5 protein-coding genes are annotated in these 6,571 nt (G+C 61.0%); 4 read left to right on the top strand and 1 reads right to left on the bottom strand.

Annotated features, from left to right (window positions below):
- On the bottom strand, window positions 1–1,199 hold a 1,199-nt coding region (locus tag AACS18_RS23360), incomplete at its 3' end, for an FAD-binding oxidoreductase (protein WP_258228918.1).
- A gap of 167 nt (window positions 1,200–1,366) precedes the next feature.
- On the opposite strand from AACS18_RS23360, the gene AACS18_RS10960 reads away from it, so the two are divergent.
- The 4 genes from AACS18_RS10960 to AACS18_RS10945 all read left to right on the top strand — a co-directional run bounded on the left by AACS18_RS10960 (window position 1,367) and on the right by AACS18_RS10945 (window position 6,567).
- Window positions 1,367–2,293, top strand: coding sequence for a cation diffusion facilitator family transporter (locus tag AACS18_RS10960; RefSeq protein WP_005361338.1), 927 nt, complete (start codon window positions 1,367–1,369; stop codon window positions 2,291–2,293).
- Between the two features lie 300 nt (window positions 2,294–2,593).
- Window positions 2,594–4,129, top strand: a complete 1,536-nt coding sequence (locus tag AACS18_RS10955; RefSeq protein ID WP_108614253.1) for a TerC family protein — start codon at window positions 2,594–2,596, stop codon at window positions 4,127–4,129.
- Between the two features lie 182 nt (window positions 4,130–4,311).
- Window positions 4,312–5,433, top strand: a complete 1,122-nt coding sequence (locus tag AACS18_RS10950; protein WP_108614252.1) for an alkene reductase — start codon at window positions 4,312–4,314, stop codon at window positions 5,431–5,433.
- 147 nt (window positions 5,434–5,580) lie between these two features.
- Complete coding sequence (locus AACS18_RS10945) at window positions 5,581–6,567, top strand: zinc-binding dehydrogenase (RefSeq protein ID WP_108614251.1); 987 nt, start codon at window positions 5,581–5,583, stop codon at window positions 6,565–6,567.
- Window positions 6,568–6,571: the final 4 nt, after the last annotated feature.

Below are 6,571 nucleotides of genomic sequence, written 5' to 3'. Positions count from 1 at the left end.
GTGTAGATGGTTTCGATGCTCGGCAGGTGGTCACACACCTGATAGCCGATGATCCCCGCCTCACCCTTGGCCAGCAGGTCGTCGATACGGCGGCAGAGCTCCGCTACCTTGGTCTTGTGTTCCGCCTCGTCGGTATCGGCAAACTCGACAATGTTGAGTCCCTGCAGATCCTTGCCGGGCACATCCTGAATAAGTTCTTTCACCGAATGCCAGATGATGTCGGCGCGGGCCAGCCCGAGCACCCGGGAGTCCACCGTCTCCACCGAGAGAGCCTGCGCCTGCACCATAAAGGGGGCATTGCGCAGGGCGGAGGGGAAGCTGTCGTACTTGACGTTGACCAGAGTGCGATAACGCGGGATAGGAGTGATATTGAGTTTGGCTTCGGTGATAAAGCCGAGAGACCCTTCCGAACCGCACAGTACCCGGCTGACATCCAGCGTATCGGTATCGGGTTGATAGAGGTGCTTGAGATCGTAACCGGTCAGAAAGCGGTTGAGCTTGGGGAAGGTCGCCTCGATGTCGGCGCGGCGCTCCTTGCCGATACGATAGAGGGTGCGATAGATCTCCCCTTCCCGATTCTCCAGCGCCAGCTTGTCGGCCAGTCGCTCACCGGTCAGCGGCTCGGTGGCCATGATATCGCCATTCTCCAGCACCGCTTTGAGGCTAAGCACGTGATCCGAGGTTTTGCCGTAGACCAGCGACCCCTGCCCCGAGGCATCTGTGTTGATCATGCCCCCTAAGGTGGCGCGGTTGGAGGTGGAGAGATCCGGCGAGAAGAAATAGCCGTGAGGCTTGAGATAGGCATTGAGCTGGTCTTTTACCACCCCGGCCTGGGCACGTACCCACCCCTCCTCCAGATTAATTTCCATGATCTGGTTCATATAACGGGAGAGATCGACGATAATGCCGCCGCCCAATGACTGACCATTGGTGCCGGTACCGCCACCACGAGGGAAAAAACTCAAGGCGGCGAACGCCGGCTCTGCGGCCAGCTTGAGCATTGCTGCTATGTCGTCCGCACTGCGCGGATAGAGAACCGCCTGAGGTACTACCTGATAGACGCTGTTATCCGTCGCCATCGCCAACCGGCTTGCATAAGACTTTTCGATATCACCACGAAATGCGCTGCGCTCTAGCAACTCAAGAAACTGCAGGGTTGCGGGTGACAAACTGTCCTGGTAATCGAGTCTCGGGATCATGAATCCTTGTTCCCATCCTTTGCTTGATGCCGGCACGCCGGCGACAACGACTGGCCAGCCGCCTGTCAATGGCAATCAGGCCAGTCCGCTCACATGTGAGCGGGCAGTATATCAGCTAGAAAACCGCTTGCGCTTGGCAATATTCACCATTTGAAAGGAGGACTTTTATGGCTCACCACAGCCATGTTATCAGTACGCTGGTCACCACCGAAAAACAGGCGCTTACCCTGTCGCTGTTCGGTTGTATTACCTTTGCCATCTTCGGCATCGGCTACGGCCTCTTCGTCGGTTCCAACGCCATCATGCTCGATGGTATCTTCACCCTGTTCAGCATGGGCATGACGGGCCTCGGTCTTGTTACCGCCTATCTCGTTACCCGCCCTTCCGATGCGCGCTTCCAGTACGGCTATGCCCACTTCGAGCCCATCACCAACGTCATCAATGGCACCATTATTCTGCTGCTCTGCCTTGGCGCTCTCTATAGCGGCATCACCACCCTGCTGGATGGCGGACGGGAGATCGATCTCGGCCACGCCCTTATCTATGCCGCCGTCTCCACCTTCTTCTGCGCCATCATCTATCGTATCGAAGCCCAGGTTGCCGAACAGGTAGACTCCGAGCTGGTGCGGGTCGACTCCAAGGAGTGGCTGGTGGATACCCTGCTCAGCGCCACTCTGCTGATTGGCTTTGTGGTCGCCATCGGCCTCGATGCCATCGGCTACGGCCAATACAACCGCTACATAGACCCGGTGCTGGTCTCGCTGCTGGCCCTCTGCGCCACCCTCATTCCCATCAAGGTGCTCGGTCGCAACCTGCGGGAAGTGTTGAAGATCGCCCCCAAGGGGGATGTGCCACGGCAAGTCGAGCAGGAGATCGAGGCGCTGCGCCAGCGCCACGGCATCGAGTGCTACAGCCATCTGGCCAAAAGCGGTCGCCGCTTCGATCTGGAATTGAACATTCTGGTGGCGCCGGGTCAGGAGTGGCCCGTCGAACGTCAGGATGCCCTGCGTCAGGAGCTCTGGTCTCGCCTCGGCGACACCCTGGGGGATGCCTGGCTGTCGGTCTGTTTCACCCGCGAAAAGCGCTGGTTGTAACGACCGCACGGGGGAGAGCGGCACCGCTGCCTCCCCCTGTCGCATCACAACCCCATCACGCCCCACTGACACTACTCTTGCCAAATTGGCGCCAGCCGCTATCATCAGGGCTCATTTTTCACCCGAGGTTTTATTGCCCATCATGGACAATCCCCGAAGTTGCCCTTCGTCTCTCTCTGTCAAAGCCTATCTTTTTCTGCTTCATCAGCGCCTCTGAATAACACCTTTGCCTTGCTGTTACTGCGGCCATCGTGCGCCGTGATCACTCTCTGCTCTGTCTGTTTTTATTGAGGTCATACAATGGAATTGCTGCTGGATCCCCATATCTGGATTGGTCTGTTTACCCTGATCATTCTGGAAATCGTGCTGGGGATCGACAACCTGGTCTTTATCGCCATCCTGGTGAAAAAACTGCCGCCCGCCCAACGGGACAAGGCGCGCATCATCGGCCTGTCGCTGGCCCTGCTGATGCGACTTGGGCTCTTGAGTATCATGTCCTGGCTGGTCACCCTGACCACCCCGATTTTGCACCTGTGGGATCACCCCTTCTCCGGTCGGGATCTGATCCTGATGGGGGGCGGCCTGTTCCTGCTGTTCAAGGCCACCTCCGAGCTGCATGAGCGGCTGGAAGCCAAACCCCAGGATGATGGCCCGGTCGGCGCCTACGCCAGCTTCGGCGTGGTGATCGCCCAAATTCTGGTGCTCGATGCGGTCTTCTCGCTCGACTCCATCATCACCGCCGTCGGCATGGTGGAACACCTTGGCGTGATGATGGCCGCCGTGACCATCGCCATGGTGGTGATGGTGCTCGCCTCCAAACCGCTGACCCGTTTCGTCAACGCCCACCCCACCGTGGTGGTGCTCTGTCTGAGCTTCCTGCTGATGATCGGCTTCAGCCTGGTGGCGGAAGGATTCGGCTTCCACATTCCGAAGGGCTACCTCTACGCAGCCATCGGCTTCTCGGTGCTGATCGAGTTTTTCAACCAGCTGGCCCAGCGCAGCGCCATGCGTCACGAATCCAAACAGCCCCTGCGCGAGCGCACCACCGCCGCCATCTTCAAATTGATGGGCAGCAAGGCCTATCAGGATCAGCCGGATGACGATCTGGATGCCCCTGCCGTAGCGCCGGTGAGCTTTGGCGAGGAGGAGCGCTATATGGTGACCGGCGTACTGTCGCTGGCCGAGCGCTCCATTCGCACCATCATGACCCCGCGCTCGGAGATGACCTGGATCGACATCAACGACTCCAGCGACGAGATCCGCGCCCTGTTGCAGCGCGAGCCCCACAGCCTGTTCCCTATCTGTGACGGGGATCTGGACGAGGTGATCGGAGTGGTCAAGGCGCGCGACTTGCTGTTTGCCTTGAACGAAGGGCAATCTTTGAGCGAACTGGCCAAGCAGAACGACCCCATTATCGTGCCGCAGACCATCAACGTGATCCGCCTGCTGGCGGAGCTGCGCAAAGCCAAGGGGAGCCTTATTCTGGTCTCCGACGAGTTTGGCGTGATCCAGGGGCTGGTCACCACCCACGATCTGCTGGAGGCCATCGTCGGCGAGCTGCCGGACGAGGACGAAACCCCGGATATAGTGCGCGATGGCGAAGGGTGGCTGATCAACGGCAGCACCAACATCCACCATGTGGAGCAGGTGCTGGAGCACGAGGGGCTGGTGAGCGAGAGCGACGAGTACGTGACCCTGGCGGGCATGCTGCTCTCCCACTTCGGCACCCTGCCCACCCCGGGCCAGCAGTTGCAACTGCAGCAGCTCAACTTCGAGGTGATCGAGGTGAGCGAGCGGCGCATCGAGCGGGTGAAAGTGATGCCCGCCACGGCTTGAGCCTGCCACCAGCAGAATACAGAAGAGGGTCAGACGGCCCTCTTTTTTATGCCTAAACGCCTCTTTCCTAACGGTTTGTGCTGATTGCTGCATCAAGCACAATTCTCTTGTGCAATTACCCCTCTTTTTCACAACAAGATGGCGGCATAAAGTGGCCTCACTTCCACCATGAGGAACTCAAGATGAGCCACGATCACCTGTTCTGCCCGCTGCGCCTCGGCCAGCTGCACCTTGCCAACCGCATCGTCATGCCCCCCATGACCCGCTCCCGTGCCAGTCAGCCGGGTGATGTGGCCAACGCCATGATGGCGAGCTACTACGCCCAGCGCGCCGAGGCGGGCCTGATCATCAGCGAAGGCACCCAAATCGACCCCATGGGTAAGGGCTATGCCTGGACGCCGGGGATCTACAGCGCCGAGCAGATCGCTGGCTGGAAAGGGGTGACCGATGCCGTGCACGCCAAGGGGGGCAACATCTTCGCCCAGCTCTGGCACGTGGGCCGGGTCACCCATCCGGACAACATCGGCGGCGCCCAGCCCATCTCCGCTTCAGCCCTGCCCGCAGTGGGCGTCAAGGTGTTCGTCGATAACGGCAGCGATGCGCCGGGCTTTGTCGAGACCGTCACTCCGCGCGCCATGACTCAGACCGATATCCATGCGGTGGTGGGCCAGTTTCGTCAGGCAGCTCGCAACGCCATCAGCGCCGGTTTTGACGGCATCGAGCTGCACGCCGCCAACGGCTACCTCATTAACCAGTTCCTCGACTCCGAATCCAACGCCCGCACCGACGGCTACGGCGGATCGCTGGAAAACCGGCTGAGCTTTCTCAAAGAGGTGACAGAAGCGGTTAGTAGCGAAATCGGGGCCGAACGTGTCGGGGTGCGTCTTGCGCCGCTCACCACCCTCAACGGCACCGTGGATGCCAATCCGCAGGAGACCTATCTGGCCGCCGCCCGCCTGCTGGGCCAGCTCAACGTGGTCTACCTGCACATTGCCGAGGCGGACTGGGACGATGCCCCCCTGATGCCGGAGAACTTCAAGCAGGGTCTGCGGGATGCCTTCCCCAACACCCTGATCTATGCCGGCAAATATGATGGCGAGCGGGCTCGCGCCGCCCTCGACGCGGGCTGGGCCGACATGATTGGCTTTGGCCGCCCCTTCGTTGCCAACCCGGATCTGCCGAACCGGCTGCGCCACGGCTATCCGCTGGCCCCCCACGATCCGGCCACCCTGTTTGGCGGTGGTGAGAAGGGGTTGACCGACTACCCCGTCTATCAGGCCGATGACGCAGCAGCCAGCCGCTGATTACCAATGGCGAACCGGCCACGTAAAGCAGGCCCCACAGGTTGGGGCCTGCCGTATTGTTGCGCATTAGCAACAGTGATATGACTGACCGAATCACTGCTGCAATGATCTCGTTCTTCTCTCCCCTCGCTTTCACAAGGAGTCATCATGAATCACACCCAAGCCTGGTGCTGGCATGCCCCCGGTGAACCGACCCAGCTTACCCTCGCCGATCTGCCCCTGGCACCGCTCGCCCCTGACGAGGTACTGGTAGCCAATCGGGTTATCGCCTTCAATCCGGTGGACTGGAAGCTGATCGAATATGGCCATTCCAACTGGCAGGAGGGTCAGGTGCCCGGCGTCGATGGCATGGGCACTATCGTGGCCCTCGGCGCCAACGTCAGCCATCTGCGCCTCGGTGCCCGGGTCGCCTATCACACCGACCTGCGCCACCACGGCAGCTTTGCCCGCCACACCCGGGTACCAGCCCGCGCCCTGCTGCCAGTGCCCGATGCCCTGAGTGACGAGGCGGCCGCCGCCCTGCCCTGTCCCGGCCTCACCGCCTGGCAGGCCCTGGCCAAGCTGCCGCGCCTGCACGGGGAAGCGCTGCTCATCACAGGTGCTGGCAGCAGTGTAGGCCGCTTTGCGGTACAGCTCGCCCTCCAGCAAGGAGCGCGAGTCTTTGCCAGCGCCAGCCCACGCCACCATCACTGGCTCAAACAGATCGGTGTGCAGGGGGTGGCCGATTATCGGGATCCCGACTGGCTGGCCACCTTGCAGACTGCCAACGGCAACGAGCCGTTCGAGGGGATCATCGATCTGGTCTCCAGCCAACAGGCTGAGAGCCTGCTGCCCGCCCTTGGCTACTACGGTCACATGGTGACTGTGCTCGGGCGCATCCCGCACAATCCGCTGCCCGCCTTTGCCCATTGCCATTCGTTGCACGAGATTGCGCTGGGCGCCCAGCACGCCTTTGGCACCGACAAGCAGTGGAGCCGACTGGTGGCCGCCGGTGTCGCCATGATGGCGCAGATGGCGAGCGGTGAGCTGACCCTGCCGCCGCTGGTGGTGGGCAATTTCGAGGCACTGCCTACCCTGCTCGAGCGCTTCAAGCGCGAAGGACAGGGTGAGAAGTTTCTGGTGCGAGTGGCATAAGGCT

It is taken from the genome of Aeromonas sp. HMWF015 (assembly GCF_963878965.1).
GTDB lineage: Bacteria > Pseudomonadota > Gammaproteobacteria > Enterobacterales > Aeromonadaceae > Aeromonas > Aeromonas veronii.
Note: the sequence above shows the minus strand (reverse complement) of the source record. Positions and strands in the feature narration are given on the sequence as shown.